Origin of the sequence: Carboxylicivirga marina (genome assembly GCF_016612505.1) — a bacterium.
Lineage (GTDB): Bacteria > Bacteroidota > Bacteroidia > Bacteroidales > Marinilabiliaceae > Carboxylicivirga > Carboxylicivirga marina.
The window spans coordinates 1-17,339 of record NZ_JAENRR010000057.1 but is presented as its reverse complement, the minus strand read 5'-3'; the positions used below and the strand labels follow the sequence as shown (position 1 = coordinate 17,339).

Below are 17,339 nucleotides of genomic sequence, written 5' to 3'. Positions count from 1 at the left end.
ATATATGTCAACTCCCGATAGGTTATTTAAGATTCGAAGTCACATGGCAACCATTGGTGTGGATGCCTGCATTATTACAAGTGCTGACCCGCATTTAAGCGAGTATCCGGCATCGCACTGGAAGTTCAGACAATGGATATCAGGCTTTACCGGTTCGGCAGGAACGGTTGTAATTACTAATGAATTGGCTGGTTTATGGACTGACTCAAGGTACTTTTTGCAGGCTGAACAGCAATTGACAGATTCGGGCATTGACTTATTTAAAATGGGTGAACCTGGTGTTCCTGAATTCAAGGATTGGTTAACACAGGAACTTCATCAGGGTTCGGTAGTGGGTGTTAATGGCAAAACCATGACGGTTAATGACTTTAGGAACTTAGCTAAAACACTTAAAAAAGCTGACATCAGACTTGATGCCAAATTATTTATTGAAGATGACATTTGGGAAGGACGCCCTATCATACCCGAAGAGGGAGTTTTTGAGTTAGACATAAAACATACAGGATTATCGCGTCTGGAAAAGATTGAAGCGATACGTCAGGAAATGAAAACGCAAGGAGCAACACATTACATTGTCAATACGCTTGATGAAGTTGCCTGGCTACTAAATTTCAGGGGCAGTGATGTGAAATTTAATCCTGTTTTTCATGCCTATGTCATCATCTCCAATAACCAGGTTAGCCTATTTATCGATCCGCATAAACTAACATCAAGCATTGGCAAACAACTGGCACAAGAAGATGTCAAAATCTTTATCTACGACGAGTTTTACAATTTCATAAAAGACATGCCACCTTTATCAAAGGTGCTTGTTGACCCGGCCAGAACAAATAGTGCAGTATACAGTTTTTTACCGCAGCAATGCACACGCCTTGAAAACACCAGTATTATTACGAACCTGAAAGCTCAAAAAAATAAAGTTGAAGTTGAAAACTTTAGAAAAGCAATGGTTAAAGATGGTGTCGCCATGGCTAATTTTCTTTATTGGTTAGACAATACAATTGGCAAAGAAGATATTACTGAACATTCGGCTGCTGAAAAGCTTAGTACCTTTAGATCAGAACAAGAAAACTTTCACGGAGAATCGTTCAACACCATCAGTGGTTATGCCGGCAATGGAGCCATTGTACATTACGCTGTTAATAAAGAAACGGCAGCTCAGCTTCAGCCGCAAGGACTATACCTTATTGATTCAGGAGGACAATACTCTGAAGGTACCACTGACATTACAAGAACCATTGCGTTAGGTGAATTAAGCAAAGAAGAGAAAACTGATTTCACGCTCGTTCTTAAGGGACATATCGGATTGGACAAAGCAGTGTTTCCGACAGGTACCCGAGGCGTTCACCTGGACATCTTGGCACGTCAGGCTATGTGGCAACATGGCATCAACTACGGCCATGGAACCGGCCATGGTATTGGACACTTCCTATGCGTTCATGAAGGGCCACAAAGTATTCGCCCGCAAGATAATGGTGTTGAGATTAAAGAAGGTATGATATCATCTAACGAGCCTGGCATTTATAAATCGGGCAAACACGGTGTTCGCATCGAAAACCTTATTTTAACCGTTAATGATAAAACAACTGATTTTGGTTCATTCCTTAAGTTTGAAACACTAACACTTTGTCCTATTGATACACGAGCAATTGATATCAACCTTTTAAATGAAGATGAAACAGCATGGTTGAACAACTACCATCAAAAGGTATATGAATTAATAGCTCCACTGCTTGAAAAGGATGTTAAAGAGTGGTTAAAGAATAGTACAAAGGGCATTTAAGTTTTGTAATTCATGAAGATTCATATTGTTAGTTTGACAATCCCTTGGCCACCAAACTATGGAGGAGCCATTGACATCTTTTACAAATTAAAGTATCTAAACAAACTTGGATTAAAAATTCACCTTCATTGCTATCAATACGATAGAGAACAAGCAATTGAACTCGAAGAAATATGCACCAGGGTGAGTTATTATAAACGTGAATTAAAATTTGCTGATGCTTTATCTATAAAACCATTCATTGTAAAATCCAGAGAAAATAAACAATTAATAGAAGAACTGAATAAGGATACTAATTGTATTATTGTTGAAGGAATTCATGGTCTTTCGCTATTAGATAAAGTTGACAACAACCGCCTTTTTGTTCGCACTCATAACGTTGAGCAGGATTATTACAAAGCACTTGCAAAGGCAAGCAATTCAGCTTTTAAAAAGCTGTATTATTATCTGGAACACATAAAGCTCAAATCGTTTGAGTTGAATTTGAAATTTGCTAAGGGTCTGTTTTGCATCTCACCAAACGATTTAAATTTCTTTAGACGGATAAATAAAAATGCAGTGTTAATTCCTCCTTTTCATCAGAACTCTTCTGTCAATACTCTCGAAGGCAAGGGAGATTACATTCTGATACATGGTAATTTACAAGTTGAAGAAAACATTAAATCAGTAGAATACCTTTTAAATAACATTCTGAATAAAGTAAGACACCAGGTTATAATTGCAGGGCGGAAACCTTCAGAAGAACTCATTAATAAATGTAACACATATTCACACATTAAAATCATTGATAGCCCTGGCCATAACGAAATGGAGCAGCTGATTAAGAATGCACAGGTCATTCTTCTTCATACCTTTCAGAACACAGGCATCAAACTTAAACTTATAAATTCCTTATACAGCGGCAGACATGTTATTTGCAACAACTTAATGGCTGAAAATACGATGCTCGATAAGCTGGCAAACAGCGCTAATACAGATACGGAATGGATAAGTCAAATTGATTCTCTAATGCAAAAGGCGTTTATGCCAAATGAAATAACTTTACGACAAAGGGTTCTTGACAAATATTACAACAATACCGAAAGTGCTAAAAAGCTATATTCGATACTAGAATCAGGAACAGTTTAAATGCTAATTAAATATGAAGAAATACTGGTTAATAATATCATTCGCTCTATTGACAACAAGCCTTTTTAGTCAAGGCCATACCATCAACATCAACATTGACGGAGTTAAAGACTCGACACTCATCCTTGGCTATTATTTTAATAAAAAGATGCTGGTGCAAGACACTACATTCGTTAATACAGATGGTAGTTATACGTTTAAGGGTGATGACAAATTAAATGAAGGATTATACATCGTATACTTACAGAATCAAACGTACTTTGACCTGTTAGTTGGATCCGACCAGCAATTTAATGTTCGCACTTCCAATGCTAACCTTTTGGAAAATATGACCATACAAGGCTCTGAAGAAAGTAATGACTTCCTCAACTATCAAAAATATTTAGTAAGCAAACAAAAAGAGGCAGGTCCAATTCAAGAGCAAATACAAAAAGCCAGTGATGAGAACACTAAAAAACAATTGCAGAAAAAAATTCAAGGCTTATCAAGCGATGTAAAACTAAAATACGAGACTACTGTAAACAAACACCCAGGAAGTTTTCTTAGTTTGTTTTTAAAAGCTACACAAGAAGTTGAGGTACCTAAAATGAATCCTCCTTCAGGCAGTTCCAATCCTGACTCGGCATTGCAACGCATGCGCTACGACTATTACAAAGCTCATTACTTTGACAATTTTAAAATGGATGATCCGAGGTTGCTTCGCACACCTTTTTTCACCAATAAACTCGATACTTACTTCGATAATGTACTGTTACAAGTTCCAGATACGATTATAAAAGAATCGCACCGTGTAATTGCTATGGCTAATGCGAATTATGAAATGGAGAAATACCTCATTCAGCATTTGTTTAACAAGGCCAATGAGAGCAAAATAATGGGTATGGATGCCGTAATGGTCAGTTTGGGTGAAGTATATTACCTCAGCGGCAGGGCCGATTGGGTTGATGAAGAATTCATTAAAAACCTGCAGGAACGTGTTGAAAAAATAAGTCCGAACATACTCGGCAAAACAGCGCCGGACTTTAAGATGCAATCATACACCGATGAATTTTTTAAACTAAGTGAGATTAGAGCAGACATTACCATTCTTGTGTTCTGGGAGCCTGAGTGTGGTCATTGCGAAAAAGAAATTCCCAAACTCAATAACGAGGTTTGGAAGAAATATTCCGATCAAAGCATAAAAATGGTTGCTGTATATACACAATGGGAAAAAGATTCCTGGGTAGAATTTATTCACAATAATGAATTGCATGATTGGATTCATCTTTACGATCCATACAATAGGAGTAATTTCAGAAACAATTACGACATTTACAGTACTCCGGTTATCTATATTTTAGATAAGGATAAAAAAATATTGGCCAAACGCATTGGTGCAGATCAAATACCAGGTTTTCTCGACCATCACTTTAAATTGAAATAAAATGTTCAGATATACATTACTAGTTTTTACTGTCTGCCTAAGCTTATTTTCATGTAAAAATGAAGATAAGGTTATTCCGGCACCAGAAATATTTCTTCAAATACCTGATGGTGGATTTAATTTTGACACGGATAGCGTGCGAATTATTGAGCCCAAAATAACCTACGATATTAACTCTATTTATGCTTGGACTGAAAATGGGACACTGATATCGGATGATAAAGATTACACTTTTGAAAATAGAGAATTAGGCACATATGAGTTTCAATTCACGGTATTAACTGACAGTGGTGATGATACAATGGATATTACTGTTCATTCGCTTGACATCAATAGCTTTGAAGAGTTTAAAGATTTTAACGACAACGGATATTACAACAATCCAACAGAAGGCTTTCACCAGTTTAAATACGCACAATATCCTTGCGAGTATACTGAAGCTACTCCCGATAATTGGAATGGCTTTGCTATAAGTGAGAATGCCAGTACAAGTGACTCAAGCACAAAAGGCGAATTTAGTGTTTATGGTTCAAGTGCCGATGATGAGTCGGACAACTTCACTGTTTTCAAACAAATGGAAGGTAAAGCAAACCATATCAGTTTTACTGACGGCCAATCGCATGTTATCAAAACCATCTCGGTAAATAATTGCACCCGAAGTTACATTTACATGCAAAATGGCTTCAATAAAAAAGAAGGAAAAGATTATTTCCTTTTAAGCATTCATGGTTTAGATGAAACAGGTACAATCATTTCGGGCCCTGTAGATGTGTTATTAGCTGACTACAGACCTGAAGCTACAGCTGACAAATACATTATTGAAGAATGGCAGAAAATAGACCTTCGTCAACTCGGTTCAATTCATCAATTGGCTTTTTCTTTAAGCTCCTCACGTGATGACGAGGAGAGCTTTGAACTACCAATGTATTTCTGCCTCGATAATCTTTATATTATCGAATAATTAATTGTTTATAATCACCCTTTTAACAACAGTCTTGTGCTTTCCTGAGAAACGTATCAGATATAAGCCTGATGGCAGATTACAGACAGAGAAAGTTCCTTGTGTTACAGCAGGCATACTTTCTTCTTGAAGTTTTGAGCCATTTATACTGAATACTTCCACATGTTCGAGAAAACCAATATTTGTTTCAAAGCGAATCTCACCTGACTTAATCGGGTTATTAATAATTTTAACGTAGGTATCGGGTATTGTTTTAGGAATATCGCCAATATTAACAAAAACAGCATCGGATGCTAAAACATCTACCCAATAGGTACTCTTTTGAATGGAAGAATGCAAATCATTAAACTTTGCCCACTCACCATTCGCTTGTTGAACAAATGCCCTATTTTCGCCATCTTCGGCAGAGATATCACTCATGTATACACTAAAAGTATCAATACTTGCCTCATAGGATATTTCAATACCAGCAAAAAAAGCATTCTTGACTTCTAATGGGGTTGATAGTTCCAGCAAGCTTTCACTATTGGCCGAAAAATCCCTTATAGGAATATTCTCTTCACTCCATAATACATCACCCGGAACACCATTGTTATTATCCCAGATTTTGACATTGACGGTTTGATTAGAATTAATCGCTTTACTTGGCACTACGTACACCCCCCCAATTTTAGCACTTTCGATATCGTAAAACGAACTTGCATAAGCAATATAGTTTCGATCGTTATGTCCCGACCAACTACCTTTAAAATCATTGTCGTACTGCACATGAGCTGTTTTCGGCTCATTTAGATGCGATATGCGCTTATAATCTGATAATTCACGACCATCCATCTCCGTAACAGAGATATCAGCAGGCGATAACCATTGAGACAAACTCTTGTCTTTCTCAGTGTTTTTATTCCAGGCTTGATTAAATCGTACGTAATAATCATTGACAAGATTGCCGCAATACGCTTCCCCACCCGACAGATTCCCAATTAACAATTGATCCTCTGTAAACAAACCTGAGCCAGATGAGCCACCTTCAGTTACTCCTCTGTCCCATTCGGCAATATGCCAATGCACATCCTCAAGAAACCGCACTCCTCCATAAGAACTTGCAGCATAAGTCGCATTGGCAGGTGCTCCTTTTGAGATAGCAATTTTCTTAACATCACCTTGTGGATGATGCACAGAAAAAACCGATTCAGAAATAGCTGCCTGAGTTGTCCAGCCGGCAAGGTATGGTCGATAGCTTTCTTGTGGCATTTCGGCCAATCTCAATAAGGCAAAATCCATATTTTCCACATAAGCTAATAACTCGGCTCCGGAGACTGTCTGAGCATCAGTTCCATTAATAATCGGATCACAACTTGGTGATTCGTAGTTAAAAAAGAAAATGATTGTCTGTGCAGTATAGTCGAACAAAGTACCACTACCATTTGTAGCACAATGACCGGCAGTTAAAAACATGGGCTTACTCTCTGTATCAGAACTATTAACCATGGTTCCGGAACAAAGGTAAACTCCATCAGTTATTATTTTACAAACAGCTCTCCTAACTTCCTCTGAACAAACATCTTCACAAGAAGCGTCAATATTACAGGAACCCGAATCGCCAAAATCGCTTTTTCTTTTCAGATAACCATGAACACCTAAGAAGTCATGATTAACAGCACTAAGTTGAATCTCATGATTAGAGTCTATCGGTCTTTTAGTTTGCAGTTCAATTATCAGTTCATCTCCCGCAACTGGTGCAACAGCAAATATTTTTGACGGCTTGTTATTTTGCTTGGTAAAAGCTCCTAAAACCTGTGTACGCTCAGGGTCATAAACAAATAATTTATCATTATCAGATAAATAGAACTTATCGAATATTAGATTTAAACTCAATGCTCCCTCTGACTTTATAGCCAATCGCCACACATTAAAACCATTAACATCTGATTCCCAAATACCACTATTTTGAGGTGTAAAATTTGTGTATATAGGCTCGGCAAAACGTAATGGCTGCTTAGGGTTCTTCCTGACAGATGGCATTGCCATTGCTCTGGCAGATCTCGATAAATAAAGCTCAACAGATTCTAAATATTCTGATTCAGGCAGTGGCTGGCCACCTTGCGAAACCTGACCATTAGCAGCTATGCCAATAGCAAATAAAAATAGTGCGACAATTTGTTTAACCATATCTCAAAATACTTAATCCAGTTAAAATTGTTTCATTTATTAACAGACGCTTTATTTTAAATTTCGTTTACGCCTATGCATTAAGCTTTTACCTCGATTAACAGCACGCATAAATGATATATATCGTTTCATACGTCCTACTTTTCCAAAGCTATCAAATACCAAAGCCCATGCCATAAAAATACTTGTTACCACAATGGACAATAAAAGTATACCTAATTCAAAATCATTTATACGAAACTCTTTAGGTATAGCAAAGAAAAGCAAAATTGAGATTAAGCCTCTGGGTGCAATAAAAAACTGAGGGAAATAGTTACGTTTAAATAGCAATTTGAATACGAAAAAGCGGAAAGTAAACAGACCTGTTATGAAATAAAGCGTCAATAATAATATATCAGGTACAAAAACGCCTGCCAACGTTATGGACATGCCCAATATAAAAAAGAAAAAGGTACGAACGACAAAAGAACTCTCACGAGTAATTAATTTAAAATCAACTAAAACACGCCTCACATTCTCTTCATGAAGATACTTTCGAAGAAAACCACTAAAAAATAGCAAGCGATTTTCGAGTACTAAGCCAAAGACTAAAATCATTAGGAGTGATGACAAATGAAAAAGCTTTCCGATAGCATAGAAGAGTACTAAAACCGCAAAAAACAAGAAGAGCTTTACATCTGATTTTATTCGTTGAAAGGCAATAATCATCGCATAGGATAATGTAATACTTAAAAGTAAAGTACCTGCAATATTAGAAAGTACATTTAAGCCTACTTTGGTTGCTCCGTTGGTATCAAGGTTTTCAACAAGCAAATAAAAGAACATGATTCCTAAAATGTCGGATATCGTGCTCTCATAAATCAGAAATTCCCGTTTTGACTTTTCCAAACCATTGACACTTGGTATAACAATGGCACTGCTGGTTATTGATAATGGAATAGCATAGATTACTGCCGTAAGCATATCAAGATTACCAATAAAATAACGAATACCAATTGCCAAAAAGAAAGTATTAAAGAACAATGACAGACCTGCAACCAAGCTTGATTGCCAGATTAAACGCAGTTTGCTTTTTTTAAGTTCAAGATCCAACGCTGCCTCCAACACTATAAGTATCAAACCAACAATCCCAAGAACCTCGAGCGGCAAAAACCATTCGTCTTCATTAAATTCAATGCCTAGTAATTCCTTAGCTGCATAACCCGATACGATTAATAATATAACACTGGGAATATTTGTTTTTTGTGCCAAAATATTAAACAGATAGGACACGATAATGATAACCGCTGCACCTATAACTAAAAAATATGCGTTTATTTCTCCCATTCAGATAAATTACTTGACAGTAATATAGAAAAAATCCCGCTCTAAGTGAACGGGATTAATATATTTAAACTATTTAGTAGCTTATTCGTAAGTCATGCACTCAACCTCGTTAGCCAATACAGCCAATCCATTCTCGGCCAATGCCCACATCTCATCCTCACCTGGGTAAACTTTAACTGGAGCAACCCAACCAACCATTTCTTTAAGATATTCAACAACGATTTTGTCGTAAGCAATACCTCCGGTAATGATGATACCATCTACTTTACCTTTCAGAACGCCAGCACAACCACCAATTGTTTTACCAATTTGGTAGGCCATCGCTGAGTGAATTAGCTTGTAATGCGGATCGCCTTCTGCAGCTTTCTTTTCAACTTCATGCGCCTGATTGGTACCTAAATGAGCTACCAAACCACCTTTTCCGTTAACGATTTTACGCATTTCTTCATAGGTGTATTTGCCACTGTAGCAAGCATCAATTAATGCACCTGTAGGTAATGTTCCAGCACGTTCAGGTGAAAAAGGACCATAACCGTCTAATGCGTTATTCACATCTACTACCTTACCATTAAGGTGAGCACCAACTGAAATACCACCTCCTAAGTGAGCTACAATAACGTTAATATCTTCGTATTTCTTTTCAATTTCTTTAGCATAGCGCTTGGCTACAGCTTTTTGATTTAGAGCATGAAAAATTGAACGACGTGGCATATCAGGATGACCAGTAACACGAGCCACATCTTGCAACTCATCTACGACTACCGGATCGGCAATAAAAGCACGGGCACCTTCAATATTTTTAGCCATATCGTCGGCGATTAAACCACCTAAATTACTGGCATGCTGGCCCAAAACGCCTTTTCTCAAATCAGCTTTCAAAGCTTCATTAACCTCATAAACACCTGAAGCAATAGGCTTAACCATTCCTCCACGTCCAACAATAGCATCAAAATCATCAATTTCAATATCGGCTTCCAGAAGCTCTTTTACTATTGTTTCTTTTCTAAATTCGAATTGAGAAGCAATATTCTCAAATTGTCCTATCTCTTCCGATGAATGTCTTAATGTTTTCAGAAAAACAGACTCTTCTCCACGATAAACCGCAATTTTTGTTGATGTTGATCCTGGATTAATAACAAGGATTTTCTTCTTGTCCATAGTTTGCTCTTAATTAATTGGGATTTTTCACAAATTATATTTTCGAATCAGCCTTCAGGCATCCTCTTATCAAAACAGTAAAACATCCGGTCTGGGGAGCAGACCGGATGAATATACAATTAACCCATAGCGGCTAATAAAATACTATTATATTTTGATTCTTCTGAATCGCTACGAGATGTTAAAACAATTGGTGCTGAAGCACCTAAAATAACCGAAGCCACTTTAGCCTTTGCAAAGAATACCAATGTTTTATACAACACATTACCCACTTCAATATCGGGCATTAACAGAATATCTGTATCACCTGCCACTTCACTTCTAATGCCTTTATGCTTGGCACTTTCAAAGCTAACGGCATTATCAAAGGCCAATGGACCATCGATGATACAATTTCTGATCTGATCGCGCTGATTCATTTTTGATAATAATGCAGCATCAAGGGTTGCTTCCATGCTCTCATTTACCATCTCAATAGCGCCAAGTACTGCAACTTTTGGTTTCGCAATACCCATTTTATTCATATAACCAACCGAATTATTAACGATGCCAATTTTGTCCTTTAAATTAGGTGCAATATTCATGGCAACATCCGTTACGCCAATTAGTTTATGATAAGTGTCTACCTCAAACAAAGCAAAGTGCGACAACAAACTCCCTGTTCGCAAGCCCCATTCTTTGTTTAAAACACCTTTTAATAAGGTAGGTGTAGCCACTTTACCTTTCATCAGTATATCTGCTTTATTGTCGTGTACTAAACGCACAGCCAATTCTACAGACTTTACATCATCCGGCTCATGAATAAATGTCGCTCCATTAAAATCAAAACCTTTCTCTTCGATGATACGCTCAGTATCAGGACGAGAACCGATTAAAATTGGATCGATAATACCTGCTTTAAAGGCAGTATAAACCGCCTCCAAAGAGTGTGAATCTTGCGATACCGCAAGTGCTAGCCTCTTCTTAACCTTATTTTTTTCAATAAGTTTCTGAAGATCAGATAAGGATTTAAACATTTTATATTGAATCTAAAGATTTAGTCAGCCTGTTAACGGTTTGCCAATTCTTCAACAATTTCTTTGGTGTCTTTTGCAATTACCAATTCTTCGTCTGTAGGAACTACCATCACTTTAACGTTATTGCCTTCAGGACTAATTACCTGCTCTTTACCGCGCAAACCTTTATTGATTTTAGGATCTACTTCAACACCAATAAACTCTAGTCCTTCACATACTCCTGCACGAGTTGAATCGCCATTTTCTCCGATTCCACCTGTAAAGATTAAAACATCAACACCACCCATTGCTGCCGCATACGAACCAATGTATTTTTTAATGCGATAATCATAAATTTGAAGTCCTAATTGAGCAGCTTCATGTCCTTCAGCTGCAGCACTTTCAATTTCGCGCATATCAGAAGAGATACCAGTTAAACCAAGCATACCACTGTGCTTGTTAAAAAGAACACTTGCCGAACGTGTACCAATTAGCTCTTTGTCCATAATGTAAGTAACCGCTCCCAGATCAAGATCTCCGGCACGTGTACCCATTACCAAGCCTTCAAGTGGAGTAAAGCCCATTGATGTATCAACCGACTCACCATTTTTAATGGCACAAATTGAAGCTCCGTTACCAAGGTGACAAGAGATGATCTTTTGAGTTTTATAATCCACTCCTAAAATTTCACATGCTCTTTGCGACACATAACGGTGACTTGTTCCGTGGAAACCGTAACGACGAATACCGTACTTCTTATATAATGACTGAGGAATAGCATACATATATGCTTCCTTTGGCATTGTTTGGTGAAATGCAGTATCAAATACACCACACTGAGGTACACTTGGCAATAATTGAGTAATTGCTTCAATACCTTTCAGGTTTGGAGGGTTGTGAAGTGGTGCCAGATCAATACACTCTTCCATCTTACGCACTACATCATTGGTAATGAATACGCTTGAATTAAACTCCTCACCACCATGTACCACACGGTGTCCAACTGCGTCAATCTCTTCTAAGGTCTTGATACAACCATGGCGCTCACTAACTAAAACTCCCAGGATATAATCAATACCTGTTTGGTGATCAAGAATCTCACCTTCCAATAATACTTTTTCGTTACCTTCTTTTTGGTGCTTCAAAAATGATCCTTTCAAACCAATTTTCTCAACAACACCGGCTGCTAACACGCCCCAGTCATTATCGACCATGTTAAACAGTTGATATTTTATTGATGAACTTCCACAGTTCAATACTAAAATTTTCATTTTAAAATCTTTTTGATGATAAAAACATCATCGGTTCGTTAATGCTACTAATTACTACTTAGGCTTTTTTGCCCAGAATTGTTTCATCTTCCAAGATATTACCTTCTTGATCGTAACGATAGAAACCAACACCTACATGACTACCTAAACGCTTGGCACGTACCAAACGACGAATTAACGGAGATGGAGCAAACTTCTGATTTCCGAATTCTTCATGAAGATTTTCCATCCAACGAACCACTTTATCTAATCCAATTACATCTGCTGCTTTAAAAGGCCCTAAGCGCATTCCCAACCCAATTTCCATTGTTTTGTCAATATTACGCATGGTTGCAACACCTTCCATTAACGTTGCACAAGCTTCATTTAACAGAGTAACATACAAACGCACACTAACAATACCTGCTGATTCTTCAACCGGAATAACATCACGATTGATTAGCTTCACGAAAGTACAAACGCGTTCATACACTTCATCAGACGTATACAATCCTTTAACGACCTCAATAATTCGTGCTTCTGGTGAAGTCACAAAGAAATGTAAGCTTGCACATCTTTCGCGGAATTGTAATTCAGAAGCTAATTCTGTTACAACAATTGTTGTGGCATTTGTGGCAATAATAGCATCACGGCTAATTACGGCTTCAACCTTTCTGAATACATCTTTACGGGCATCAATACTACGAATGCCTGTTTGATCATCAGCTCTGATTGCTTCAATCACAAAATCACAATCAGCCAAATCATTATAATCTGTTGAGCCTTTGATACGACTCATGATAGCACGTTTCTCGCTTCCTGTTAAGCCCCAGTTTTCGATTCTGCTATCTAGTTCTTTTCCGATGTTTTCAAGAGCTTGAGCTATTTTTTCTTCGTTTAGCTCAATGAAAACAACTTCCATTCCATGCCAGCTGGCGATGCGAGCAATATTTTGCCCTTCTTTTCCACATCCTACAACACCAACTTTTGAAAACAATGTTTTCCCTTTTTTCTTTTGACCCAGAGAGTATTGCTCAATAGGTTCTACAAGAATTTCAGCCATTTAATCGTTTTTTTTCCTAATGGTTTTTATACTTAAGTATTTGCACACAAAACAAAAAGCCGGCATTAACCGGCTTATCAATTACATATTTCCTGCAGCCTGATTAGCAGTGATTGCAACCAGGTTGACAATATCACTTACTGAACAGCCTCTAGATAAATCATTAATTGGAGCAGCCATCCCTTGTAAAACAGGGCCAATAGCTTCTGCTTGAGCCATTCGCTGTACTAACTTATAAGCAATATTTCCTGTTTCTAAAGTTGGGAAAACTAATACGTTAGCCTGACCTGCTATGTCTGATCCAGGTGCTTTTTTCTGGCCAATTTCTGGAATAATAGCCGCATCTGACTGAAGTTCACCATCAATTTTCATATCTGGTGCCATTTCCTGAGCTAGCTTTGTAGCATTAGCTACTTTATCAACCATCTCATGCTTAGCCGAACCTTTTGTTGAAAAGCTTAACATGGCAACTTTTGGTTCAAAACCAGCAATTGCTTTAGTTGTACGACCAGTTGCAACAGCAATTTCAGCAAGTTCTTCGGCAGTTGGATTTGGGTGAACGGCACAATCGGCAAATACCATCATACCATCTTCGCCAAACTGCTTATCTTTTAAAATCATAATGAAAGCACCAGAAACAACACTGATACCTGGAGCTGTTTTTACATATTGAAAAGCAGGACGTAACACATCACCTGTAGCATTGTCGGCTCCTGCAACTTCTCCATCAGCATCTCCAGCTTTAATCATCATAACAGCTAAAAACAATGGATTCTTAATTAACTTAAGCGCTTCTTCTTTTGTAAGCCCTTTCTTTTTTCTGATTTCAACCATCATGTCCGCATAAGCGTCCATTTTTTCATGGTTCTCGGGGTCAACAACTGTTGCTTGGCTAATACTTTCTAAACCAAAACCCGTTGCTGCTTCATTTACCTTATCCGGATTACCAATAAGAATAACTTCTGCAAATCCCTCAATTAGAATAGTGTTAGCTGCGCGAAGTGTACGTTCTTCTAAACCTTCAGGCAAAACGATTCTTTTTTTGTTTTCGCTAGCCCTCTGCTTAAGTTGTTTAATAAATTCCATTTCGTCTTTAAAAGTTATAATTAACAATTTGCTGCAAATCTACGATGATATTCGCATAATTTACATGTCTTTTATCATTTAATTAAGATGTTTAAAAACAGAAAAGAGCGTCCTTTATTGACCGCTTTTTTCATCCACTTTCAAATTGATATTTAACACTTTATTTAACATCTAAAACTCAAGCTTTAATAGCATAAGCTAACAGATAATTCAAATAACACTTATAATTTGAAAGCAATTGCACAATATCATATTCTTTCTTAACTTAATAAGAAAACTATCATGCTACATTATAAACATCTTTTCGACCAATTATATTCTGATTATTCACGGCTTAACCCATCAGTTAAAAAAATCAATGAACTATTCAAAGACAGTGGAGAGACAATTATCAACGATCATATTGCTCTACGGACTTTTAATATTCCAGAGATTAACTTGGATTCTATAGCTAAACCATTTCTTGAAGGAGGCTACAAAGAAAAGGGTTTTTATTGTTTTAACGAAAAAAAATTGACAGCAAAACACTTCGAACATGTTAAAGATCCTTTAGCGCCAAAAGTTTTCATCAGTCAATTGATCATTGAAGACCTACCCCAAGCATACCAAGACATTATCCAAAAGGAGATTATAGATAATATAAATCAGATTCCTACTTCACACAAACTTTTACTAGCAGGTCGATTATGGAACTTACCAAAGTATGAGATTTATAAAGAATTACTGAAAACATCAGAATATGCTGCATGGCTATATGTTTTTGGCATAAGAGCAAACCATTTCACAATTCTGATTAATCATTTAAGCCATTTTACAGGAATAAAAATGGTAAATGAATTTCTAAAAAACAAAGGCTTTACCCTTAATACGGCTGGTGGAGAAATAAAAGGTTCTCCGTCAGTTTATCTGGAACAATCGAGTACTTTAGCTGATATTGTAAAAATACAATTTGTAGAGGGAGACTTTATGATTCCTGCCTGCTATTACGAGTTTGCAATGCGTTATATTTTACCAAGCGGGGAATTATTTTCCGGATTCCAAACAACATCAGCCGATAAAATTTTTGAAAGCACCAATAATCAAATAAACAACTGAATATTTAATACAATGGAGGCGTTCCATTCTTAGATACAGTAAAAGTTACTACATTATTCGGAACAAGTAGTTGTTTATAGAATTGTTAGTGGTCGATTTAAATAGTAACTTGATGTATAACAACAAGTCAAATATATAAAGATGAAGAAAGGCAACCTTACAATTCTTATGCTTCTGACTTTTTCTGTATTTATTTATTCACAGACTGAAAGTGACACCTTAAAATTTGAAGAATGGAATACCGAAGGTGTAACCACCGACCAGTGGCATTATGAAGCGATGAACGCATATATTACAATTAACCTTATTAATGGTATGCCAATTGATAACTTTTCATCAAATTACTCAAGACATAACCTATGGGGTGTTAGTAGCGACCTAGTTCTCAGTCCAATTAGTAGTTTTATATCTTGGCAGCCCGGTGTTCTTTACGAATATTATCATGGGGGAACAGATAAAGCTGATTGGTATGGTTTTGAGTTAATCTCAAAATCTTCTTTTAATAAATTCAATTTCATAAATCGTTTTCGTTTCTTGGTCAGAAAAAGAACATCTCCGTATTTTGAGGTTGGGGTCGGTCGAATTTGGAGCAAAACAAAGTCTGAATATACAATTGTCGATGAAGCTACTTTTTGGGAGGAATTTCTCTTCAATGAAGAAGATGAATATGAAACGCATAAAGTAAAGAAGGTTAATGATTCTGCGGTAAATTTTTCAATTGGAGTTGGCTGCGTGTTTAATAACTGGATAAATTTTCAAGTTAAATATACTTCTAGTGAACCCGTTACTTATGTACAAAAGGATAACATTAGTGTAAGTGCACCTGCTATTTATTATAGAAGCACCTCCTCAAAAATAGAAATGATAGTGCTTAGCCTTGGTTTGAGTACTGAACTGATGTATCGCCATTGACTAATGAAAGGATTCATAAAAGCAACCCCTTCAATATTCCTACGTCTATACATCTATGAAAACAATACTCTCAATAATCCCCCTAATTATAGCTTTACTGGCTCTACCAGCATGCGACAAAGACAATGATGAAACTCCCCAAATTCAATGTGATGATACAGTCATCGCCAGTGCTAACAACTACCTTAACGCCCCTGATGATCACCTTAACATCATCAGCGTTGTAATAATAGGGGATTGTCTAGCTATTAATTTCGGTTCTAGTGGATGCGATGGTAGTACTTGGGATCTGAAATTAATTGATGCAGGTGTGATAAGTAAATCATTACCACCCCAAAGAAATTTGCGATTATCACTGCAAAATAACGAAGTATGCGATGCTTATTTCACAAAAGAAGTATCGTATAATATCAGTTCATTAAAAGTTAGTGGTACTAAAAGCGTTCGACTTACTATTAAGGGGTGGGATGAGCCTGTGCTGTATGAGTATTGAAATAAAGGAGTAAGGCAAAAGTCCTTTTATCGACCCAAAAATGACACCTACAAAAATGCACTTAAATACAGAAAAAAATTTCATTAACTACTTTGAGATATCGATAAATGCATTCAAAGCTCTAAGTTGGTAATACACTTAGTTCTATATTAAAAATTGTAATAGTAGATTACAACAATTCAAAAGAATACAAACGTTTCAACTACATTGAAGAAAACTTCTCACTGGATCAAAATTGAGATTGAAATTAGCTCAAGTTTGGTAAGCCTTGCCGTGTCTTCTTATGAGACTTTTAAAATTCCTTTATTTATTTAATGAGTTAGTTTGACATTCATTAACATTAGAGGTAATTTACTACTATTCAATCATATTACCCATAACAAAACTTGATATTTACCTACATATTGTATCCTTATTTATGGGTGCAGTTCTCATATTACGCAGCATTTTTAGTGTAGTATACGTCAGAAAAATGTTTCCAAAAACCATCCCATCTG

14 protein-coding genes are annotated in these 17,339 nt (G+C 36.8%); 7 read left to right on the top strand and 7 right to left on the bottom strand.

What is annotated here, in order from left to right; all coding sequences use genetic code 11:
• Positions 1-4: 4 nt before the first annotated feature.
• From JIV24_RS17820 to JIV24_RS17805, 4 genes are read left to right on the top strand one after another with little or no spacing between them, the layout of a single operon-like run.
• The gene (locus tag JIV24_RS17820) at positions 5-1,783 is read left to right on the top strand and encodes an aminopeptidase P family protein (RefSeq protein WP_200466433.1); all 1,779 of its coding nucleotides are present in this window, start codon (positions 5-7) and stop codon (positions 1,781-1,783) included.
• A gap of 12 nt (positions 1,784-1,795) precedes the next feature.
• A complete protein-coding gene (locus JIV24_RS17815) occupies positions 1,796-2,911 on the top strand; it encodes a glycosyltransferase (RefSeq protein WP_200466432.1) in 1,116 nt (371 codons plus the stop codon).
• 13 nt (positions 2,912-2,924) lie between these two features.
• Complete coding sequence (locus JIV24_RS17810) at positions 2,925-4,334, top strand: TlpA family protein disulfide reductase (RefSeq protein WP_200466431.1); 1,410 nt, start codon at positions 2,925-2,927, stop codon at positions 4,332-4,334.
• A gap of 1 nt (position 4,335) precedes the next feature.
• Positions 4,336-5,295 carry a DUF4465 domain-containing protein gene (locus JIV24_RS17805; RefSeq protein WP_200466430.1) on the top strand — a complete coding sequence of 320 codons (960 nt, stop codon included), beginning with the start codon at positions 4,336-4,338 and terminating at the stop codon, positions 5,293-5,295.
• Here JIV24_RS17805 and JIV24_RS17800 read toward each other — a convergent pair whose 3' ends face one another.
• The 7 genes from JIV24_RS17800 to pta all read right to left on the bottom strand — a co-directional run bounded on the left by JIV24_RS17800 (position 5,296) and on the right by pta (position 14,342).
• Entirely contained in the window at positions 5,296-7,464 is a 2,169-nt protein-coding gene (locus JIV24_RS17800; protein ID WP_200466429.1) for a trypsin-like peptidase domain-containing protein, read from the bottom strand.
• 51 nt (positions 7,465-7,515) lie between these two features.
• Positions 7,516-8,790: a cation:proton antiporter domain-containing protein gene (locus tag JIV24_RS17795; protein WP_200466428.1), complete on the bottom strand. Its 1,275-nt coding sequence runs from the start codon at positions 8,788-8,790 to the stop codon at positions 7,516-7,518.
• Between the two features lie 81 nt (positions 8,791-8,871).
• Positions 8,872-9,948: a butyrate kinase gene (buk, locus tag JIV24_RS17790; RefSeq protein ID WP_200466427.1), complete on the bottom strand. Its 1,077-nt coding sequence runs from the start codon at positions 9,946-9,948 to the stop codon at positions 8,872-8,874.
• Between the two features lie 119 nt (positions 9,949-10,067).
• Positions 10,068-10,964, bottom strand: coding sequence for a bifunctional enoyl-CoA hydratase/phosphate acetyltransferase (locus JIV24_RS17785; RefSeq protein ID WP_200466426.1), 897 nt, complete (start codon positions 10,962-10,964; stop codon positions 10,068-10,070).
• Positions 10,965-10,996: 32 nt separating this feature from the next.
• On the bottom strand, positions 10,997-12,214 hold the full coding sequence (locus JIV24_RS17780; RefSeq protein WP_200466425.1) for an acetate/propionate family kinase: 1,218 nt from the start codon (positions 12,212-12,214) through the stop codon (positions 10,997-10,999).
• Positions 12,215-12,272: 58 nt separating this feature from the next.
• On the bottom strand, positions 12,273-13,256 hold the full coding sequence (locus JIV24_RS17775) for a 3-hydroxyacyl-CoA dehydrogenase family protein (RefSeq protein ID WP_200466424.1): 984 nt from the start codon (positions 13,254-13,256) through the stop codon (positions 12,273-12,275).
• Positions 13,257-13,337: 81 nt separating this feature from the next.
• The gene (gene pta, locus JIV24_RS17770; protein WP_200466423.1) at positions 13,338-14,342 is read right to left on the bottom strand and encodes a phosphate acetyltransferase; all 1,005 of its coding nucleotides are present in this window, start codon (positions 14,340-14,342) and stop codon (positions 13,338-13,340) included.
• Positions 14,343-14,624: 282 nt separating this feature from the next.
• Here pta and JIV24_RS17765 point away from each other — a divergent pair, with 282 nt between their 5' ends.
• The 3 genes from JIV24_RS17765 (at position 14,625) to JIV24_RS17755 (ending at position 16,842) form a co-directional block, all read left to right on the top strand.
• Positions 14,625-15,437 (top strand): DUF1338 domain-containing protein, encoded by an 813-nt coding sequence (locus JIV24_RS17765; protein WP_200466422.1) that lies wholly within the window; start codon positions 14,625-14,627, stop codon positions 15,435-15,437.
• Between the two features lie 141 nt (positions 15,438-15,578).
• Positions 15,579-16,349, top strand: a complete 771-nt coding sequence (locus tag JIV24_RS17760) for a hypothetical protein (protein ID WP_200466421.1) — start codon at positions 15,579-15,581, stop codon at positions 16,347-16,349.
• A 55-nt stretch (positions 16,350-16,404) separates the two neighbouring features.
• Positions 16,405-16,842, top strand: coding sequence for a hypothetical protein (locus JIV24_RS17755; protein WP_200466420.1), 438 nt, complete (start codon positions 16,405-16,407; stop codon positions 16,840-16,842).
• Positions 16,843-17,339: the final 497 nt, after the last annotated feature.

Bases quoted from the DNA above. Each gene is read 5' to 3' on its own strand.
- JIV24_RS17820 (WP_200466433.1), top strand. From the start codon at position 5: ATGTCAACTCCCGATAGGTTATTTAAGATTCGAAGTCACATGGCAACC.
- JIV24_RS17815 (WP_200466432.1), top strand. From the start codon at position 1,796: ATGAAGATTCATATTGTTAGTTTGACAATCCCTTGGCCACCAAACTAT.
- JIV24_RS17810 (WP_200466431.1), top strand. From the start codon at position 2,925: ATGAAGAAATACTGGTTAATAATATCATTCGCTCTATTGACAACAAGC.
- JIV24_RS17805 (WP_200466430.1), top strand. From the start codon at position 4,336: ATGTTCAGATATACATTACTAGTTTTTACTGTCTGCCTAAGCTTATTT.
- JIV24_RS17800 (WP_200466429.1), bottom strand. From the start codon at position 7,464: ATGGTTAAACAAATTGTCGCACTATTTTTATTTGCTATTGGCATAGCT.
- JIV24_RS17795 (WP_200466428.1), bottom strand. From the start codon at position 8,790: ATGGGAGAAATAAACGCATATTTTTTAGTTATAGGTGCAGCGGTTATC.
- buk (WP_200466427.1), bottom strand. From the start codon at position 9,948: ATGGACAAGAAGAAAATCCTTGTTATTAATCCAGGATCAACATCAACA.
- JIV24_RS17785 (WP_200466426.1), bottom strand. From the start codon at position 10,964: ATGTTTAAATCCTTATCTGATCTTCAGAAACTTATTGAAAAAAATAAG.
- JIV24_RS17780 (WP_200466425.1), bottom strand. From the start codon at position 12,214: ATGAAAATTTTAGTATTGAACTGTGGAAGTTCATCAATAAAATATCAA.
- JIV24_RS17775 (WP_200466424.1), bottom strand. From the start codon at position 13,256: ATGGCTGAAATTCTTGTAGAACCTATTGAGCAATACTCTCTGGGTCAA.
- pta (WP_200466423.1), bottom strand. From the start codon at position 14,342: ATGGAATTTATTAAACAACTTAAGCAGAGGGCTAGCGAAAACAAAAAA.
- JIV24_RS17765 (WP_200466422.1), top strand. From the start codon at position 14,625: ATGCTACATTATAAACATCTTTTCGACCAATTATATTCTGATTATTCA.
- JIV24_RS17760 (WP_200466421.1), top strand. From the start codon at position 15,579: ATGAAGAAAGGCAACCTTACAATTCTTATGCTTCTGACTTTTTCTGTA.
- JIV24_RS17755 (WP_200466420.1), top strand. From the start codon at position 16,405: ATGAAAACAATACTCTCAATAATCCCCCTAATTATAGCTTTACTGGCT.